This window comes from Paenibacillus paridis (assembly GCF_006345825.1).
In the GTDB taxonomy this organism is placed as follows: domain Bacteria; phylum Bacillota; class Bacilli; order Paenibacillales; family Paenibacillaceae; genus Pristimantibacillus; species Pristimantibacillus paridis.
The window spans coordinates 13,420-32,932 of the sequence record NZ_VCIX01000082.1 but is presented as its reverse complement, the minus strand read 5'-3'; the positions used below and the strand labels follow the sequence as shown (position 1 = coordinate 32,932).

Annotated in this window: 12 protein-coding genes; 11 read left to right on the top strand and 1 reads right to left on the bottom strand. The window is 47.3% G+C overall.

From position 1 onward, the window contains the following. The first annotated feature begins 11 nt into the window (after positions 1-11). The gene (locus FJQ58_RS10910) at positions 12-2,165 is read left to right on the top strand and encodes an MMPL family transporter (protein ID WP_238403975.1); all 2,154 of its coding nucleotides are present in this window, start codon (positions 12-14) and stop codon (positions 2,163-2,165) included. 1,848 nt (positions 2,166-4,013) lie between these two features. Here the strand turns inward: FJQ58_RS10910 and FJQ58_RS10905 are convergent. Next, positions 4,014-5,069, bottom strand: a complete 1,056-nt coding sequence (locus FJQ58_RS10905; RefSeq protein WP_139993226.1) for a ParB/RepB/Spo0J family partition protein — start codon at positions 5,067-5,069, stop codon at positions 4,014-4,016. A 463-nt stretch (positions 5,070-5,532) separates the two neighbouring features. On the opposite strand from FJQ58_RS10905, the gene FJQ58_RS10900 reads away from it, so the two are divergent. From FJQ58_RS10900 to FJQ58_RS10855, 10 genes are all read left to right on the top strand, one after another. After that, entirely contained in the window at positions 5,533-6,348 is an 816-nt protein-coding gene (locus FJQ58_RS10900) for an AAC(3) family N-acetyltransferase (RefSeq protein ID WP_420799827.1), read from the top strand. A 212-nt stretch (positions 6,349-6,560) separates the two neighbouring features. Then, entirely contained in the window at positions 6,561-8,318 is a 1,758-nt protein-coding gene (locus FJQ58_RS10895) for a methyl-accepting chemotaxis protein (RefSeq protein WP_139993224.1), read from the top strand. A 155-nt stretch (positions 8,319-8,473) separates the two neighbouring features. After that, the gene (locus FJQ58_RS10890) at positions 8,474-9,382 is read left to right on the top strand and encodes a carbohydrate ABC transporter permease (RefSeq protein ID WP_139993222.1); all 909 of its coding nucleotides are present in this window, start codon (positions 8,474-8,476) and stop codon (positions 9,380-9,382) included. 21 nt (positions 9,383-9,403) lie between these two features. Further along, on the top strand, positions 9,404-10,228 hold the full coding sequence (locus FJQ58_RS10885) for a carbohydrate ABC transporter permease (RefSeq protein WP_139993220.1): 825 nt from the start codon (positions 9,404-9,406) through the stop codon (positions 10,226-10,228). Positions 10,229-10,349: 121 nt separating this feature from the next. Further along, a complete protein-coding gene (locus FJQ58_RS10880; RefSeq protein WP_139993218.1) occupies positions 10,350-11,708 on the top strand; it encodes an ABC transporter substrate-binding protein in 1,359 nt (452 codons plus the stop codon). 137 nt (positions 11,709-11,845) lie between these two features. After that, the gene (locus FJQ58_RS10875; RefSeq protein ID WP_238403973.1) at positions 11,846-13,624 is read left to right on the top strand and encodes a cache domain-containing sensor histidine kinase; all 1,779 of its coding nucleotides are present in this window, start codon (positions 11,846-11,848) and stop codon (positions 13,622-13,624) included. After that, positions 13,599-15,203 (top strand): response regulator transcription factor, encoded by a 1,605-nt coding sequence (locus FJQ58_RS10870; RefSeq protein WP_139993214.1) that lies wholly within the window; start codon positions 13,599-13,601, stop codon positions 15,201-15,203. The genes FJQ58_RS10875 and FJQ58_RS10870 overlap by 26 nt, the downstream gene beginning before the upstream one ends. A gap of 16 nt (positions 15,204-15,219) precedes the next feature. Further along, entirely contained in the window at positions 15,220-17,070 is a 1,851-nt protein-coding gene (locus FJQ58_RS10865) for a DUF2264 domain-containing protein (protein ID WP_139993212.1), read from the top strand. 3 nt (positions 17,071-17,073) lie between these two features. Further along, on the top strand, positions 17,074-18,195 hold the full coding sequence (locus FJQ58_RS10860; protein ID WP_139993210.1) for a glycoside hydrolase family 88 protein: 1,122 nt from the start codon (positions 17,074-17,076) through the stop codon (positions 18,193-18,195). Positions 18,196-18,443: 248 nt separating this feature from the next. Further along, positions 18,444-19,508 carry a peptidylprolyl isomerase gene (locus tag FJQ58_RS10855; RefSeq protein ID WP_139993208.1) on the top strand — a complete coding sequence of 355 codons (1,065 nt, stop codon included), beginning with the start codon at positions 18,444-18,446 and terminating at the stop codon, positions 19,506-19,508. Positions 19,509-19,513: the final 5 nt, after the last annotated feature.

Genomic DNA, 19,513 nt, shown 5'->3' with positions numbered 1-19,513 from the left:
GGAGGAGCATAATGATGGGCATGCAAGGGATCGCACTATTTTCTTATCGCCATCCGAAGACGGTCATTTTTTTCTGGATGATTATGCTCCTCCTGTCAGGCAATTATGCGCTCAAGCTCGATTCCGTGCTGCAGGATCATGGTTTAAATCCGCAGAGTGGTTCATATGCCAAAGCGCAGCAGCTGCTTGCTTCAGAGTTTGGCATTCCAGACAAGCCCGTTATGCTGCTGTTCCAGAAAACGGATCAGGTTGCCGAGGCGCGCTTCCGCTGGTTTATTGAGCAAGCCCTGCTTCAAATCAACGGGATGGACGGGCTTACTGGTATTGTGTCGCCGCTTGAGCGGCAAGGGATGATGAAGGATAATCATGCGTATGCGCTCCTGTCATTCAGCGATCCTCCATATCGGATGGGAGACGCAATGGAGCATTTGAAACAACAATTGCCCTCCTATAAGGGCATTACGACACAACTGACCGGAAAATCGGTCGTCCAAGCGGATGTGAACGAGGCGAGCCACAAAGACTTGGCCAAGGCTGAGCTTATTGGCATCCCGTTTGCGTTTCTTCTATTATGGTTCGCCTTTCGCAGGTTTACCGCTGCATTGCTTCCCATAATCATCGGCGTGACAGGTGTGACGGTTGCGATGGGCCTCATGTACGGCATAGGGACGAAGCTGGCGCTTTCCAATTTCGTATTAAATGTGATTCCGATGGTAGGACTCGCGCTTAGCATTGATTTTGCGCTTATGCTGGTCAGCCGGTTCCGTGAGGAGCTGAGAGGAAAAACAACGCCAGACAAGGCATTGGCGATTTCCATCAATACGGCCGGGAGGGCTATTTTCGTATCGGCGGCCTGTGTTTTTTTGGGCTTGCTGAGCATGCTTTGGATTCCGCTAACGATGTTTTCCTCCGTTGCGATTGGGGCAATGACCGTGGTGGCGGTTTCGTTTGTCCTGTCCTTTACGCTGTTGCCTGCCCTTCTAGCGATCTGCTTTCCAGCGTCCTACAAGCGGGACCATTATTCTAAAGCCGGTTCTAGAACTTCCCTTTGGGAAAAAACCGGTCGATTAATGATGCGGCGGGCTGCTGTCACAGGCCTCTTAGGCGGCGGTTTGCTACTGATATGCTTGATCCCTTTGGGCAGCATGAAAGTTGAAGTGCCTGATGCGCGTTCATTGCCGGAAAGCTATCTCTCTCGGACGGCTTCTGACGCTTATCGTGCTTCGTTTGAGCAGCCGAACACATCAACCGTATGGGTCATCGTGGAAGGGAATACGGGGTTTCAGCGGCTGTCTGATTGGAAGGAAGCTTATGGAATCGCGGAGCAATTAGAAAGCGATGCAGCTGTCATTCGAGTCGAATCCGTTTATTCCGCACTTCAAATGTCGCCCGAACGGTTGTATGAACTCACAAAGCGACCACTCCAAAAGAAGAAATACGAAGCGGAGCTGCGGCCAATATGGAAGGATAACCGCCTGCTGTTTCAGGTGACGGTCGCAGGCGAATCGTCATCAAGTGCAACCAGGGACTGGCTTCGAGCGTGGGAAAAACGGGGAGGCTCTTCGTCGCTAGTCTTTTATCTTGGCGGGGAAGCTAAATACGAGCAAGAGGTTTTCGATCAGATTTTTGGCAGCCTCGGTTATGTTCTCTTATGTCTGGTTGCCTCAAATTTTCTTGTGCTTTTTGCCGCATTCCGTTCCGTTGTCGTTGCCTTGAAAACGATTTTGCTCAACCTGCTGACCATTAGCGCAGCCTTTGGAATCATGTCGTGGATCTTTGTGGAGGGACGGCTTGGCATGGAGCCAGGCACCATTGCGATTATGATCCCGGTCTTTATCTTCGGGCTCGTCTTTGGCATCAGCATGGATTATGGCGTGTTTCTCTTGTCGCGAATTTATGAGGAGTATCGCCGCACGGGCAAAAATGAGCACGCTGTCGTAAAAGGGCTTGCTGCCGCAGGGAGAGTGATTACGTCAGCGGCAGCGATTATGATCACGGTAACCGCTCCGTTTGCCTTCGGCGAGGTCGCGGGCGTGAAACAGCTTGGAGTAGGGATAGCGGCGGCCATTTTTATTGACGCAACGCTGGTGAGGATCGTGCTGGTCCCTTCCTTAATGAGCCTTTTTGGCAAATGGAACTGGTGGGCACCTAGGTGGATGAAGTAGCTGGGATTAGTGTGTGGTAAGAACCTATGTGTGCTTATAGAGTGAAAACGGCGTGGAAGTTGGCTGGATTTGGTGCTGTAAGCACGTATGTGTTCTTACAGAGCTGGAGTAACGTGGACTAGTGTGCTGTAAGAACCTATGTGTGCTTATAGAGTGAAAACGGCGTGGAAGTTGGCTGGATTTGGTGCTGTAAGCACGTATGTGTTCTTACAGAGCTGGAGTAACGTGGACTAGTGTGCTGTAAGAACCTATGTGTGCTTATAGAGTGAAAACGGCGTGGAAGTTGGCTGGATTTGGTGCTGTAAGCACGTATGTGTTCTTACAGAGCTGGAGTAACGTGGACTAGTGTGCTGTAAGAACCTATGTGTGCTTATAGAGTGAAAACGGCGTGGAAGTTGGCTGGATTTGGTGCTGTAAGCACGTATGTGTTCTTACAGAGCTGGAGTAACGTGGACTAGTGTGCTGTAAGAACCTATGTGTTCTTATAGAGTGGGAGTAACGTGAATTAGTGTGCGGTAAGAACCTATGCGTGCTAACAGAGAGCAAACGGCGTGGAAGTTGGCTCGACTTGGTGCTGTAAGCACGTATGTGTTCTTACAGAGCTGGAGTAACGTGAATTAGTGTGCGGTAAGAACCTATGCGTGCTTATAGAGTGAAATCGGCGTGGAAGGTGGCTCGACTTGGTTCTGTAAGCGCGTATGTGTTCTTACAGCAGTAGAGTAACGTGGATTAGTTTGCGGTAAGAACCTATGTGTGCTAACAGAGTGAAAACAGCGTGGAAGGTGGCTGGATTTGGTGTTGTAAGCGCATATGAGTTCTTACAGAGCTAGAAGTAACGTGGGTTAATGTGCTGTAAGCGCGTATGTGTTCTTACAGAGTCGGAGTAACTTGGACTAGTGTGCTGCAAGAACCTATGTGTGCTTATAGAGTGAAAACGGCGTGGAAGTTGGCTGGATTTGGTGCTGTAAGCACGTATGTGTTCTTACAGAGCTGGAGTAACGTGGACTAGTGTGCTGTAAGAACCTATGTGTGCTTATAGAGTGAAAACGGCGTGGAAGTTGGCTGGATTTGGTGCTGTAAGCACGTATGTGTTCTTACAGAGCTGGAGTAACGTGGACTAGTGTGCTGTAAGAACCTATGTGTGCTTATAGAGTGAAAACGGTGTGGAAGTTGGCTGGATTTGGTGCTGTAAGCACGTATGTGTTCTTACAGAGCTGGAGTAACGTGGACTAGTGTGCTGTAAGAACCTATGTGTGCTTATAGAGTGAAAACGGTGTGGAAGTTGGCTGGATTTGGTGCTGTAAGCACGTATGTGTTCTTACAGAGCTGGAGTAACGTGGACTAGTGTGCTGTAAGAACCTATGTGTGCTTATAGAGTGAAAACGGTGTGGAAGTTGGCTGGATTTGGTGCTGTAAGCACGTATGTGTTCTTACAGAGCTGGAGTAACGTGAATTAGTGTGCTGTAAGAACCTATGTGTGCTTATAGAGTGAAAACGGTGTGGAAGTTGGCTGGATTTGATGCTGTAAGCGCGTATGTGTTCTTATAGAGCTGGAGTAACGTGAATTAGTGTGCGGTAAGAACCTATGCGTGCTAACAGAGTGAAAACAGCGTGGAAGGCGGCTGGATTTGGTGCTGTAAGCGCGTATGTGTTCTTAAAGCAGTAGAGTAACATGGGCTAGTTTGCTGTAAAAACCTAAAGAAGGCTATGTTGTATGCGCTACAACATAGCCTTCATTCTTTTTAGAGATTCTCAAAGATGCAAATCAAAATGAAACGGTCTGGTAAATGGGGAGGAGATTGCGGTTCCCTAACAATCCATTAGATTGTAATGCCGCTCCATCGTTAATTATGATTCTGTTGAGCCTACGGTTTGCAGCTTGGCGCTGGCAAGCTCGCGGATTGTTTTACATTCTGCCAAATGGGACTCCAAACGAGAAATTAGCTCGTTAACCCCTTGAATAAAAGGAACTTGGCCGCTTGCTTGAATGGATCCAATCGATTCAAGCACATCCGCCGACAAGGAGCTGTGAGCTGGTATTGCTGCAGCCAGCTGCTGAATGGCAAGCTCAATCGAGGTAGCGTTTGAAGCACTTTTGGGTGGGCTGATTTGTGCTGCTTCAGGTTCTGGTTTCGATTGTTTATCTGCTTTGACTGGCGCTGCTTTCGGCTCGGCTGGCGGTTTGGCCCGTTCCGCTTTGTTCTGCTCATGGGTGGACCAGGTTTCAATGAGGCCGCTGCCTGATTTGAATAGAAGCTTGTCCTTCGTACTGTCCGATATGGTTTTGTCTTTAAATAGTTTGGCGATCTTTTTTACGTCGCTGACAGGAAGCTCATCTCTTGCAGCAATGAGCGCCAAAGGATCACGGTGCTCCATCGGCAAATCCTTCAAAGGCAGCAATTGATCCTCGGTCAGCTTATCCTTCTTAATCTCCGTGCCGCCGACGATCAGCCTTTTTACCGCATTGCTGAATTTGAGCAGCTCGCATTTGTTTTTAATATACGATTCCGGCTTACCTAGCTTAGCGGATAAAAATTTGGTCGAGCTGCGAAACTTCGGATCATTCAGCAGCTTATTGAACGCCTCAGCTTCTTCAATCGGCGAAAAGCCTTCGCGTGTCAAATTTTCGGCAATTTGCTCCAAATAGATTTCCATTTCGTCAGTAACCGTTGAGACGATACACGGAATCGTCGGACGGCCAAGCATTTTACTCGCTTTGTAACGTCGGTTGCCATATATGATTTTATAGCGTCCATTTGCTGTCGTTCTTACTTTAATAGGCGAGAGCAGGCCAATTTCATCGATGCTCTTCATTAATTCCTGCAGCGCTTCCTCGTCAAACTGGTACCGAGGCTGATCCGTATCCTCATCAATCAAATCCGTAACAATTTCAATAATGTCCATTTAAACTCTCCTTAAAGTTTTGTGAAACAAAACTCGCTTCGTAAGCATCGGCTTAGTTTTGTGAAACAAAACTTGCTTCGTAAGCATCAGCTTAGTTTTGTGAAACAAAACGGTCTTGGCGTGTAGCGGTGTGTGGTTTGTTTTCAACGTTCGATGGTGGCTTATTCTATTATATCGCAAGGGCGTAAATGAGGAAACGCTAGAACATCCTTTGAAGCCGAGAGCATGCAATGAATAGCGTTGTGATAGGCAGACCGGATCGGTTCCTGCTATGGCGCTCGTAAGCAAAGACCATCTTACATCAACATGTTCTTTTGCCTGTGAGTAGGAGTGGGACATTAAACAGGAAAAAACTTATAATGAAAACGGGCATTTCGTTTGACGGATAGCTCAAGTGGCATAGCTGGATAAGCTACTGATGACCTGTTCCTTAGAAGATTACAAATTTGAAGGTGTGATTATTATGGAAGAGATGCAAGAAATACAAGGTTTGTTCATGACAACCGAAACGTTGAAAGCGGATATAGCAAGTTTAGGCGTGCAGCCGGGGATGACAGTTATGATGCACTCCTCTATGAAGGCGCTCGGAGGATTCGTATCGGGAGGTGCGGTCGCTGTCATCCTAGCGGTGGAGGAGCGCTTGGGCCGTGAGGGGACACTTATCATGCCCACACATACGAATGATCTTTCCGATCCTGCCCATTGGCGCAGACCTCCCGTTAAGGAAGCGTGGTGGCAGCCTATTCGAGATACGATGCCTGCATTTGCTGCCGACCTTACTCCTTGTTACGGCATGGGGGCAATAAATGAAGCCTTCAGAAAACAAAACGGGGTCGTACGGAGCAATCATCCCCAAGTTTCATTTGCTGCTTGGGGGGCTAATAAGCATAGCCTTACAGCTGAGCATAGCCTCGGCTATAGCTTAGGCGAATGTACCCCGCTCGCCCGGCTTTACGAAGCAGAAGGATCCATTCTTCTTCTAGGCGTGGGTTACAACCGCAATACGACGCTGCACTTGGCTGAATATCGCGCGAGCTATAAAGGGAAACAGGAAACGAAAAATGGAGCGCCGTTTCTCGTAAATGGCGAAAGGCAATGGGTTGAATTTGAGGATATAGAATTTGAATCGGATGACTTTAATGCGCTGGGTGAAGCTTTTGAACGGGAGACTGGGCTTGTCCGCAACGGAAAAGTAGGCGCTGCGGACGCCAAGCTCATGCCCGTTAAGGAACTAGTCGATTACGCGGTGAAATGGATGGAATTCAATCGGGGCGTTTGAAAAAACAAATCGTCGCGCATTAGCAAGTATGAGGAAGCTGGAGTTGAAGATGCATGTCCAGAGCACTAACTTTAATGTAGAAAAGACGGGGAAAACTCACCAAAAATCGACAAACGATGGTATGATGAACAATATGGTTACATAAAAATCATCAGCCTGAGGTACCCAAGAGAGGCGGCTCGATTGGTAAGGCGTAGAGGAGAACACGGCAAATGGTTACTTTATTAAGAAAGCACCTGATCGTCCGTATTTTATGCGCTATGACGCTAGTTATGATTTTGATTGCTGGCGGCTATGTCGCCACCCAAGTAGCGCAAACCAAATCAGCCGTTGAAGAGGCAATCAACAGCTACAACATCCGGATCGCAGAAAGTTATGCGGCGACGCTGCAGACAGACCGGTTCGCCGAATTTCTGAAGCAGCCACAGGAGACGGAGCTGTATTGGTCTCTCCGCGGGGAGCTTGACCAGTTTCGAACGCAAATTGGCGCCCGCTATGTTTATTTTGTTCGTCTGGATGAGGACCGTGTGCCTCGCATTATGATCGATGGATTGTCCAAGGATGATGCATCTGCTTCACCCATTAATGAAGTAACGGATATGCCGAACGCGGCAGTTGAAAATATATATGAGGGCAAAACCGCAAGCTCTCCGCTTATTGTTAATCCCGTCTATGGTTCCTACTTATCTGCATATGTACCTATGAAGGATGCCAGCGGGGCGGTTGTTGGCGCGCTAGGGATCGACACAGATGCAGCTGTCTTTCAGCAGCTGGCCTCAGATGTTATATGGGAGAGCATCCCTCTTTATATTCTGATGCTCGTGGTTACGATCGTATTAATTGGAGCAATCGTCTGGTTTGTCAAACGTTCCTTGCAGCCCTTGCAGACGGTTAAGGCCAGCGCAGAGAAAATGGCGGTCGGCGACCTTGCGGAAGCGAAAGCGATTTTGCATGCTAGGCCTGTCAGGTCGATCGATGAAATCGGTACGGTATACAAAGCGATGCTTACGATGTCAGAGCATCTCGGCGAGCGGGTACGGGGCGTGGTTGTGAATGTGGAGAAAACGTCGGAGCAGCTGGTGACTTCCTCGCAATCCTTTGCTAGCCACGCGGACCAAATGCTGCAAATGGGCGAAACGGTGAATGGTTCGGTACAGCATATTTATGAGGGTGCCCATGCCCAGAAAAAAAGCGCGGACGATAGTGCACAGGCCATGGAGGAAATTGCACTTGGCATCGTAAGGATTGCCGAGTCTTCGGCTACAGTGTCGAGTGCCGCGTTGCAATCGCTTGAGGTCGCTCAGTCCGGAGAGGCTTCCATGAAGCAGTTGTATGACCAAGTGAAGAGCATTGCTGCCTCCACGGAGCAGACGCTCGAGATTGCTAGGGAGCTGAAAGGCTACACGGGAGAAATTGGTCAGGTGATCGGCTCCGTTCGCGAATTTGCGGATCAGACAAAGCTTCTTGCGCTGAATGCTTCTATTGAAGCGGCAAGAGCGGGCGAGCATGGATCAGGCTTTATGGTCGTTGCCAAAGAGGTCCGCAAGCTGGCAGAGGCCTCCGCCTCCTCGGTGGAGCAAATTTCATCGTTGCTTAGCAATATTGAGGCAGAGTCGGGGAGAATCGGCGACGAAATGGAAAAAGCCTCGAAGGAAATTAGTGAAGGCGTATCGCTGTCCGGTGAGGCTGCGGAATCCTTCTTGAATGCTGTTCAATCCTTCCGCTTGGTCAGTGACCAGATCATGGAGGTTTCCGCAGCAACGGAGCAGTTGACTGCCGGATCCGAGGAGGTTGCGGCAACGGTAAGCGCAATTGCAGACATCGCAAGCGGTGTCTCTGATCAGACCGAGCAAATTCAAGAGCTTACCTCTCGCCAGTTAGCTGTGATGAAGCAGGTATATGAGGCGTCGGTCATATTGAGCGCCAACACGAAGGACATGAGGCAGGCGATTTCACAAGTAAATGTATAACGGGAACGGAAGACTGCCGCTGCGGCAGTCTTTTTTTGTGCGCTAAAAAAATAAAAAAGTAAAATATGTTCCAAAATACAAGGATCTAATTCTTATGAGCCTCCTCTTTTTTTTCTAAAATGAAGCATATCAAGAAAGTTTGGAGGAGGAGCTACATGAAACAGAAAAAAAATTCAGTCCAGCTCAGCATGGGGGCAAGAGAGCAAATAGCAGGCTATTTATTCGTTGCTCCTTTAATGATCGGGCTCGTTGTGCTTACTTTGATACCCGTGTTAGGATCACTGCTGCTTAGCTTTACGAGCTGGAATTTTGTTGCTGGCATTGATGCTATAAAATTTGTAGGACTAGATAATTTCGACCGGCTATTTCATGACTCTGTGTTTATGAAAAGCTTAGTCAACAATCTGATCTTCATTATTACGGTGCCCATTACGATTGTACTGGCCTTAGTGCTGGCGATCATCATTGATAAGCATGTGTACTTGAAGGATATGTTTAAAGTGGTTTACTTTTTGCCGTACATTTCAAGCGTTGTGGCTATAGCGATGGTCTGGCAAGTGCTCTTTCACCCTTCGCATGGGCCGGTAAACAATTTCTTAATCTCGCTTGGAATCGAGAATCCACCCAAATGGCTGGCTGATATCGACTACGCTATGCCTTCATTGATGATGATTCAAATCTGGATTCTGCTAGGCTACAACATTATTATTTTCATTGCTGGCTTGCAGGGCATTCCGAAGGATCTGTATGAAGCGGCTGATATTGACGGCGCGAATACGTGGACCAAATTCCGCAAAATCACAGTGCCCTGCATATCGCCGACTACGTTTTTCCTGCTCGTAACCGGCATTATCGGCACGTTCAAAATTTTCGATTTGATTCAGGTGCTAACCCAAGGAGGACCCGCCAATTCGACAACGGTCATCGTGTATGAATTGTACGACACGGCATTCAATCAATTGAAAACAGGCTACGCATCCAGTATGGCTCTTGTTCTCTTCATCATTTGCCTTGCAATTACGGGCATGCAAATGCTCGCACAAAAAAAATGGGTGAACTATTAATTCAGAAAGGAGGAATTGGCGATGAAACATATAAATGTATCCAAAATCGTATGGACGGTCATTATGGCAGCTTTCGGCATGCTGTCGCTGCTTCCCTTCTTATGGATGCTGACCACTTCATTCAAGCCGGAAGCAGATGTATTTAATTTTCCCATTGAATGGATTCCAACGAAGTGGCATTTAATTGAGAATTACAAGCAGGTGTGGACGGGAGGCTTTCTCCGGTATTACACGAACTCGATCTATATTACGTTAACGACCACCTTGATCAATGTATTCGTATGTGCGCTGGCAGCGTTCGGTTTTTCCAAACTAAGATTCCGCGGAAGAGATACGATGTTTCTGCTCGTGCTTGCCTTATACATGGTACCTCCTCAAGCATCGCTGGTACCGCAATTTTTATTGTTTAATTGGTTAAACCTAATTGATACGCATATCGGACTTATCCTTATTAACAGCTTTAGTATTATTGGCGCATTTATGCTTAGGCAGTTTTTTATGGGCGTAAACAATGAATTTATGGAATCGGCCCGGATGGATGGCGCAGGCCATTTCCGCTCCTTTTTTCAAATTGCGCTTCCGCTTATTCGTCCGGGCCTGGCCACCTACGCGATCCTGCGATTTATTTGGACATGGAATGATTACCAGTACCCGCTTATCTTTTTGAAGTCAAAGGATCTATTTACGATTCAGCTGGGGATCAGGCTTTTCGGTGACCAATATGGTGACATTTACTCCCTGATGATGGCCGGCGCCGTATCAGCGATCGTTCCTTTGCTCATTATTTTTGCGATTGGCCAGAAGCAAGTGATTGAAGGCATCTCTTTAGGCGGGGTAAAAGGCTAACAAAGTCAAAATAGTTTCTCTTCAGTAAAATTTGAGAACTTCGGACCAAAAATGAACGTGGTAGGATTTGTTTGTAGACGTTTTCAAGATGAACCGCGTTATCAATATGAGGAGGGTTACGATGAAAAAGAGATTATCGATGATGTTATTGGGATTGGCTGTATTTGCATCAGCATGCTCCGGGGGCAATGATGGCGGGAGTGCAAGCACGAACAGCCCGTCAAACGCAACGAATGCTCCAAAAGAGCCAGTCGCCGAGCAAGTGACCCTGAAGCTAAGCACGTGGCAAACAGACGGCAAAGCAAAGTGGACGGAGGTTATTGCGGCTTTTGAAGCCAAACATCCGAATATTAAGGTAGAGCTCGACCTGCTGAATGAGAAAGGCGATTCGATTGCTTCCATGCAAAAGCTGGATCTCATGGCTGCATCCAATGACCAGCTAGATATTATCGAGCTGCCTTACACGAACTATTCGCAGCGTGCCGATATTGGATTGCTTGAACCTTTGGATGGCTACATCGCAAAGGACGGCTATAAATACGAAGACGAATATCTTGTCGATACGAAGGTAAACGATAAAATTTACGCCCTGCCTTCTTCGATGCAGCGTTGGTTCGTGCTGTTGAATAAAGAAATGTTAGACGAGGCGGGCCTGCCTGTCCCAACGGATTGGACTTGGAATGAGTTTATGGAATATGCGCAAAAACTAACGAAGGGCGAAGGAACAACGAAGCGTTACGGAGCTTATTTGCATAACTGGCCGGATTACTTCCAGCTGCAAATGATGAGCAAGCCTTCGGAGAACACGTTCCTGAAAGCGGATGGCACATCCAATGCGACTGATCCTGTGCTTAAAGCCAACCTGGAAATGATGAAAAAAATGATGTACGAAGACAAGAGCGCGAATATGTACGAGGATATTATTTCGCAAAAGCTTGCTTACCGCAACCAATATTTCAACGGTCTAGCAGCCATGCTGCCAATGGGCGACTGGATGGTTGCAGAGTCCGGCGGAACGGATGCTATTCCAGCCAACTTCGTGACTGCATTCGCGCCGCTTCCGAAATTGGAAGGCGAGAGCAAGCATTATTCACCCGTACAACCGACTTATATGGGGGTAGCAGCAAAATCGAAAAATAAAGAAGCGGCCTATACCTTTGTAAGATGGTATACCTCGGAAGGGCTTGCCGTCAGCGGCCGCGTATTCTCGGGCTGGGCAAAATCCGATTCCAGCAAGCTGATCGATACCATTGTGGCAGCAGCCAAAGATCCTTCGAAAATCGATGTAGAGTCATTGAAATACACGATGAGCACTACGGTTCCTGGAAATGCGCCGGTACCTGCCAAATATGCGGATGAAGCTAAAAATACGGTTATTCCGGAAGCGGAATTGTATATTTTAGGCAAGCAGGACGTGGATACTACGATTGCTAATATTGACAAAAATATTGCCGAGGTTGTTAAGAATAACGGAAACTAATGATGCGCCGCTTGGAAATTGATCTTTCGTATTAAAGGGCTTACAATGTTGTGGGACAGAACGAGCATCAATTTCTGTCCCTATTCTATTCAGATATGAGGCCTGCGCTTGTGTTAATTCGACAAGATTCATTACGGATGAAATTAGTATGGTCAGCATTGATTTGTTTTGTTATTCCGCTCGCTGTCATTTACCTTGTCACGAACTATGTAACGAAGGATATCATTTTAGACAAAGTGGTCTTGAATGCCGAGGATTCGCTCAAGGTTGCGCAATCGGAAATCAACAGCATATTCGAGCAGACATTAGGTTTATCCAATTTTGTGCTGATGAACTCCGAAATACGCCAGATGTTAATGGTTAATAAAGCTGATTTGATTCTGCAGGAGCAGAAACGGGAATTTGCCGTCAATTTCAGCAAGTTATCTCGAATTTTGGACGATCTTTTTATTCAGCAAAACGATTTTCAGGTTACGATTTTAGGGGTGAAAGACCCCTTTTATACAAACTATGCGCATAGCGATTTGAATCCGAAATTATGGTATGGCAAGGAATGGTTCCATCACTTGAATGAACTGCCGATCTTTTCTTCCTATTGGCTTGGCGAGCAAATGATTACGGGAAAGACGACGACTAATTTCGTTACGATGGGAAGACCGATCAAGAAGACGGCAAGTGTCCCTATTGGCTATATGATCGTGAATATAAATGAACGTTTGGTTCGTCCCTATCTAACGACCAATGAAAATCAAGAAATGTTCTTGTTGGATTCTAATGGAGTTGTCATCTCACAAGCGGATCCCTCCCGAATCGGGGAGAAGCTGCTGTGGTGGAAACAAGAGGGCATGAGCAGAACCATCGAAATCGAAAGCAAAAAATATATTTATGTCGAGCAAAAGCTAGACAGCAATGACTGGCGAGTGGTGAGCATCATTCCCTTGTCTGCGGCCATCGATAAAAACAGACAGGTCTTGTTCGTGAGCTTTATCGTGCAAGCCTTGTTTTTCTCCTTATTCTTCATTCTGTTGACGATACGAATATCAGCGTTGACGAAGCCGATCCGTGATTTAAGCGTGTTCGTTACGAAGATCGGGCGTGGGCAGCTGGATGAGCGAAATGGTATACGCGGTCATAATGAAGTAGGTCATTTAGCGAAAACAATCGATTATATGCTGGACCGTATCCAAGAGATGATTGAGCAAATTACAATCGAGCAAACGAAACAGCGCAAAGCTGAGCTTGAAATGCTGCAAGCGCAAATTAATCCGCATTTTATGTTCAATCTGCTCAATTCAATCCGGCTCAATATATTAGTTCAAGGCGATAAGGAAAATGCTGAATTAATTAAGTCGCTTTCCTCTCTCCTGCGGATGACGATCAATCGGGATAATGAATTTATTCCGCTTCAGGAAGAAGTAGACACCGTGCTCCATTATGTGAAGTTGATGAATTTCCGGCATGCGAATCAGGTCAGAGTATCGTATAGCTTCGAGGCTGGCTGCGAGCAAGCATTAGTTCCGCGCTTCATGATTCAGCCGTTGATTGAGAACGCCATTATACACGGCTTCGAGCAATTTGACGGCGAAATCTTTATTGATGCGAATAAAGAGTACGTGAATGGGCGGGCGCTGCTGCAAATTGTGGTGCGAGATAACGGCATCGGAATGGGCGAGGATAAGCTGAAGGAGCTTCAAGCGAAAAGCGAGGATTTACGCGATCCGCAGGATGGCGAAAGCAAGAGCTTCTCAGGTATTGGCGTCAAAAATGTGTTTCAGAGACTGCGCCTCGTACATGGCGATTATGTCAAAACGATCATCGAAAGTGAAACAGGCGTTGGTACGCAAATAACGTTACGGTTTCCATATGAGTGTGAGAGAGCAGGTGCACGGCATGTTGACGGCAATTCTAGTGGATGATGATTATCCGGTAGTACGTTATCTCTCTCAAACCGTCTTATGGGATGACCTCAACATTAAGTTGATTGGCTGTTATTCCAATGGCCTTGAGGCTTGGGAGTCCGCCTGCCAAAGTCCGCCTGATATTATTTTAACGGATATTGGCATGCCAAAAATGAACGGGTTAGAGATGCTTGAGAAATTTTGCGAAATTAATCCGAAGGGCAGAGCGGTAGTGCTGTCCTGTCACAATGAATTTAAGTATGCGCAGCAAGCGCTGAAATTGAATGTAAAGGATTATATCCTGAAAGAAAGCTTGGATGTCGAGCAATTGCAGCACATTCTGAAAAACATCGTGGCCGATTTGCAGCTGGAGAACAAAACAGCAACGGACATCGTGTTGTATAAGCAAAAAAATCAATCCGCGGTTAAAGAAAAGTTTCTGAAAGATACGTTGTTCCAGTCCTATTGGACCAAAGAGGCATGGATGGAGCAGGCAAGGACGAACGGCATCGCGCTGGATGCCAAAAGCTATATCCCGCTTGTCATTATGATTGACCGCATGTCGACCGTTGCAAGCAACCGGAGACTAAACGATTATACGATTGCGTTCTCGGTAGAAAACGTATTGCAGGACCTGTTGGATGCTTCGCGCTGGTTGACTTTCCGGTTCAGCAATAAGCAGCTGGTTATTTTGTATTGCAGCAACAATGGCGATAAAGAACGGCAAACGATTTATTATGCGATGCGGGAAGCCATTGCAGCTATTCAGAAGTACCTGAAAATATCCGTCTCCTGTATTCAGGGAAGGGAAGCGAGCGGGCCAAAAGAAATACAGGAAATCCTCCTTCCCATGTTAAACGAGCCGGAGCATAGCTTTTATTTAAGAGAATCGACCGTACACAGCTTCGAAAGGCTTCCTTTCTCTAGAGGGGATATGTATACCGATTACGCTTCATTATTTTCGAGCATTAATCAAAGCATTGCGTTAAATGAGCCGGATGTGCTGCGCAGCACGATTATCGGGTGGGCAAATGGGGTTCGAGCGAACCGCTTTCATCCGAGCGATGTAAAGGAACTAGTGCTGCAGCTGCTAATGGATTTGCAAATGAAGACAAAGGTAACGCTGCAGTACCATCCCTTCTTATCGGGAGAAAAGTTGTACGATGCGGTAAACGCGATTGAAACATTGGATCATTTGGAAGAATGGATGATCCAGCATTTGAATGAGCTATCCCGAAGATTAAGCCTGTATGCCATCAGCTCGAAACGAACGGAAGTCATCAAGGCGCAGCAATTTGTCGTATCGCATGTGACGGAGAAATTGACGTTAGAGGATATGGCTAACCATTTGAACTTGAATTCCAGTTATTTTAGCCGTTTGTTCAAAAAAGAAACGAATCAAAATTTCATTGAATATGTCAATATGGTCAAGCTTCAGAAAGCGAAGGAGCTGCTCCAGCAATCGAGCAAAAGCGTGGAGGAGATTTCGGATTACTTGGGATATGCCAACAAAAGTTATTTCATTAAATTGTTCAAGCGGGAGATGGGCATGAGGCCAAGCGAATATTCGGTTTGGAGCAAAGGCCATTTAGAATGAAACGGAGAGAGCTTTTATGGCAGCAACGATTGAATTAGCAAAGTTGGAACTGCGCTCGAAAGCAGATGTGCAGCAAGCGGTTAATCATGCCTTTGAACCGTTGAAAGGCCGATTTACGCCAGGGCATGCGGGGTTAAATCTTGGTGCAACAGGGGCGATCCACAGCGAGGCGATTTCCTTAATGGAAGCCTTCGCCCGCCCCTTATGGGGCTTAGTTCCGCACGCCTGCGGCGGCGGAAAATCGGATTTATGGCCGATGTATGTGCAGGGCATTATTAACGGAACGGACCCCAGCCACGAGGAATATTGGGGCGAGTTCAGAACGAAGGACCAACGGATGGTCGAGCAATCCGTACTGGGCCTTGGACTGGCGCTAGCTCCGGATAAGTTATGGGAACCGTTAACAGACAAGCAAAAAGATAATGTCTACCGATGGCTTAACCAGATCAATCTCGTGGATCGCTCCAATCCGAACAACTGGTTAATGTTCACTGTGCTAGTGAATGTGGGGTTCCAAAAAGTAGGTTTGCCGCATGATCAAGCGATCATGGACGAGTATCTAGATATTATCGATTCCTACTACTTAAGCGATGGCTGGTATTCGGACGGCAAGACGGATCAGCGGGATTATTATATTCCGTTTGCTATGCATTATTACGGACTTCTCTATGCCAAGCTGATGGAGCGGGAGGATGCAGACCGAGCGGCACGCTACCGTGAACAAGCAAGCTTATTCGCTCAGGACTTCATTCATTGGTTCGCCGAGGATGGAAGCAGCATCCCTTTTGGACGCAGCCTCACGTATCGTTTCGCGCAAGTCTCTTTTTGGAGTGCATTAGTTTTTGCAGACGTGCTGCCTTACTCTATGGGAGTGATGAAAGGCATTATTATGCGCCATTTGCGCTGGTGGTTCTCGCAGCCGATCTTTACGCCTGATGGACTGCTCAGTATCGGCTACGCTTACCCTAACTTGCTCATGGGCGAAGGTTATAACGCGCCGGGATCTCCGTATTGGTCGTACAAGGCATTTCTTATATTAGCTTTGCCGGATCAGCATCCCTTCTGGCAGGCAGAGGAAGAGGCATTGCCAGAGCTCAAGCCGCTTGTCGCTCAGCCGCATGCGCGTATGACCATTAGCCGTCCAGAAGAGCATAAGCATGTGATTGCCTATGGCTCAGGCCAAATGGCTAACTTCGATATGTCGCATAGCGCGGCAAAATATTCAAAATTCGCCTACTCGACTTTATTTGGCTTCAGCGTACCGAAGGGCTATTACGGACTTACGCAGGGGGCATATGATTCGACGCTTGCATTAAGTGAATGCGATGAGCATTACCGCGTCCGGCGTTTTTGCGAGGAATTCCGAATTCAGGAGCAAGCGATTTATTCCCGCTGGCTGCCATGGGCAAATGTCGAGGTGCGGACATGGATCATTCCTGCGGGCTTGTGGCATGTTCGCGTACATCGAATCAAGACAGGGCGTGAGCTTGATGTCGCGGAGGGCGGATTTGCGGCACAAACGCTGTCAGGCGATGCCAAGGAACAAGCCGCTGTAATGACGGCAACAAAAGGCGTGCTGGCCAATACGCCAGGCGGATTAAGCGGAATCGTTGCACTTTCCGGCTTTGAACAGGCGCAAATGGTGTACCCCGAGGCGAATACCAATGTGCTTAAGCCCCGTACGATGATACCGACGCTTACCGCTCGTTTGGCACAAGGCGAACATGTACTCCTATCTGCTGTGTTTGGCGCGACAAATAGCAAGGAAAACCAGCTGGCATGGTCAAGCCCTCCTAGCGCCCAGCAGGACAGCTCGGGGAAAATGATAATCGGAAAAATACTTTATCCTGACATATATTTGAGGTGATCAATCGTGACGTGGCAAACAGCAATTGATGATGCGATAGCAAAAGTGAAGCAAAACATCGGCAAACATCCAGGCCGGCTGCCGCATATTTCGGAGGGGCAGCGTTATGAGTGGGGAGAGAACGACGATTGGATCGAAGGCTTTTATATCGGCATGATGTGGCTTGCCTATGAATCTAGCGAAGGTGCTTTCTATAAGGAATCGGCGCAATCTTTTTTGCCAAGCTTTAAAGACCGGCTTGACCGTCATGTAGCGCTCGATCATCATGATATTGGTTTCTTATATTCGTTGTCGGCCGTTGCACAGTGGCAAGTGACAGGAAGCGAAGCGGCCCGTGCGGTGGCGCTCGAAGCTGCCGAAAGGCTTTATTCGCGCTGGCGGCCGAATATGGGCATTATCCAAGCATGGGGCAAGGAGGATGATCCCGAAAATGGCGGGCGAATGATCATTGATTGTTTAATGAATCTCCCGCTGCTGTTCTGGGCTTATGAGCAGACCGGCGAACAAAAATATTATGATATTGCCTATAAGCATGCCTCTGCAAGCCAAAGGTTTCTGGTGCGGGGCGATCGCTCTTCGTATCATACGTTTTATTTTGACCCTAAGACCGGGCATGCGCTTCGGGGCGGAACCCATCAAGGCTATCAGGATGGCTCAACTTGGACAAGAGGGCAAGCCTGGGGCATTTACGGGTTTGCGCTCGCCTATCGCTATACCAAGGATGCCGCTTTCCTAGACACCTCCAAACGGTTAGCCCAATATTTCATTGAGCATTTGCCCGAGGACCATGTCGCTTATTGGGATTTTGACGTAGCGATTGAAGAGGATACGCCTAGGGACAGCTCGGCATCCGCCATTGCAGCCTGCGGGCTCTTGGAATTGCTGGAGCTTCTCGCAGAGGAGGATCCCGATCGCGCGCTATTCGAGAAGGCGCTTCATAGCAGCATGAATTCATTGGTCCGGCACTATGCAACGACGGACATCCCTAATGCGGAGGGTTTGCTGAAGCATGGGTCTTATCACGTGCGAGGGGATCGTGCGCCGGATGATTATATGATTTGGGGAGATTATTATTATTTAGAAGCTCTGGTCCGCATGGCGAAGGGGATCAAAGGGTATTGGTAGAAGTTCCATTCATATATTGATGATTAAAACCTCTGAATTCCTATGAATTCAGAGGTTTTTTTTATGGAGGCGGGAAACAGATCTTTTACGTTAATGGTTTGGCAATGTCGATAGTTTCATTTTTAACATTAGGTAAAATTTATACGATATCAGTCAAATCTGTGCATTATAGCGAAGATTGGTTTCTGTCTATAATGGTACAAAGTTGAAATGTAAGTGCTTACAAGATGAGGGGAGGCTGGGACTGCGTGAAAGGGAAAAAGCTGTTATTTGTGGTGAGCAGCTTGCTTATTGTACTTGCTGCCGGAGCATTATCGCTTGGCAACATGCCTGCTATCCACCCTACAGAGAAGATTGCGTTTACGATCGATCATTACGCCGTATCGGAGCGCGAGTTTCAAGCTTTTTTGCAAAGCAGCAAGGCTTTAACAACGAGTTATTTCAAACGGACCTACAATGCCGAGTATGACAAGGATTTTTGGACTGCTTCTTTCAACGGTGAAAATCCGCTAGCGTATGCGAAGCAAAAAGCGATGGATGAGCTTGTGAAGGTGAAGACCGAGCAAATCATAATGAAGGAAAACGGGATCGTCAGCGATATCTCTTACGAAGCATTCTTGAAGAGCTATGATCGGGAAAATAAGGACAGAGCAAGAAAAGTAGCCAATCATGAGCCCATCTACGGCCCGAAACAATATGGGAAAGCGGAGTACTACTCCTACTATCAAAGCATGAACGTTCAGAAGCTCATCGATAAATGGACGAAGGAAGCACAAAGGACGCTAACAGATGAAGAGCTTAAGCTCTATTACGACAAGGTAAAGCAGCAGTATTTTCATAGAGGGTATACGTTTGACTATGAGAAAATCTCCTTTAATAGCCAGACGGATTTAAAGGAGGAGCTATGGAGTGAAATGATCCAAGCCGCCTCCTCCGGAAATATAACGCTAGTCGAAGCGGCTGCTTCTCTTGGCGTACAGGCAAGCACCGAGAAACTGACACTTAATTTGGCGGAGACCTCCAAAGAGGATACGCTATCGCAAAATCTTTACACCGAGTTTCTTGCTAGCTCAGAGGGCGACTATAGCGATATTTATCAATCAGGCGAGGGAATGTATCGGTTTAGGCTTCTCGTGAAGCGAGATAAAGGTTTGGAAAAGTACGAGGACGTGAAAAACGCTGTTATTCAACTGTATGTACAAGAGCGGCTGCAAGACGATGTGAGCCGGCGCTTGAAGCAAGCGCAGGTTGAAACCAATAAGGAGGTGTTTCCGAAAATAACGTTCATGTCGCAGGCTTATCAAAAACAATAGGAGGA

What these genes read in the sequence shown, in the direction of transcription:
- FJQ58_RS10865 (WP_139993212.1), top strand. Translation starts at nt 15,220, where the DNA reads ATGGCAGCAACGATTGAATTAGCAAAGTTGGAACTGCGCTCGAAAGCA.
- FJQ58_RS10910 (WP_238403975.1), top strand. Translation starts at nt 12, where the DNA reads ATGATGGGCATGCAAGGGATCGCACTATTTTCTTATCGCCATCCGAAG.
- FJQ58_RS10905 (WP_139993226.1), bottom strand. Translation starts at nt 5,069, where the DNA reads ATGGACATTATTGAAATTGTTACGGATTTGATTGATGAGGATACGGAT.
- FJQ58_RS10885 (WP_139993220.1), top strand. Translation starts at nt 9,404, where the DNA reads ATGAAACATATAAATGTATCCAAAATCGTATGGACGGTCATTATGGCA.
- FJQ58_RS10880 (WP_139993218.1), top strand. Translation starts at nt 10,350, where the DNA reads ATGAAAAAGAGATTATCGATGATGTTATTGGGATTGGCTGTATTTGCA.
- FJQ58_RS10890 (WP_139993222.1), top strand. Translation starts at nt 8,474, where the DNA reads ATGAAACAGAAAAAAAATTCAGTCCAGCTCAGCATGGGGGCAAGAGAG.
- FJQ58_RS10895 (WP_139993224.1), top strand. Translation starts at nt 6,561, where the DNA reads ATGGTTACTTTATTAAGAAAGCACCTGATCGTCCGTATTTTATGCGCT.
- FJQ58_RS10900 (WP_420799827.1), top strand. Translation starts at nt 5,533, where the DNA reads ATGGAAGAGATGCAAGAAATACAAGGTTTGTTCATGACAACCGAAACG.
- FJQ58_RS10875 (WP_238403973.1), top strand. Translation starts at nt 11,846, where the DNA reads ATGAAATTAGTATGGTCAGCATTGATTTGTTTTGTTATTCCGCTCGCT.
- FJQ58_RS10870 (WP_139993214.1), top strand. Translation starts at nt 13,599, where the DNA reads ATGTTGACGGCAATTCTAGTGGATGATGATTATCCGGTAGTACGTTAT.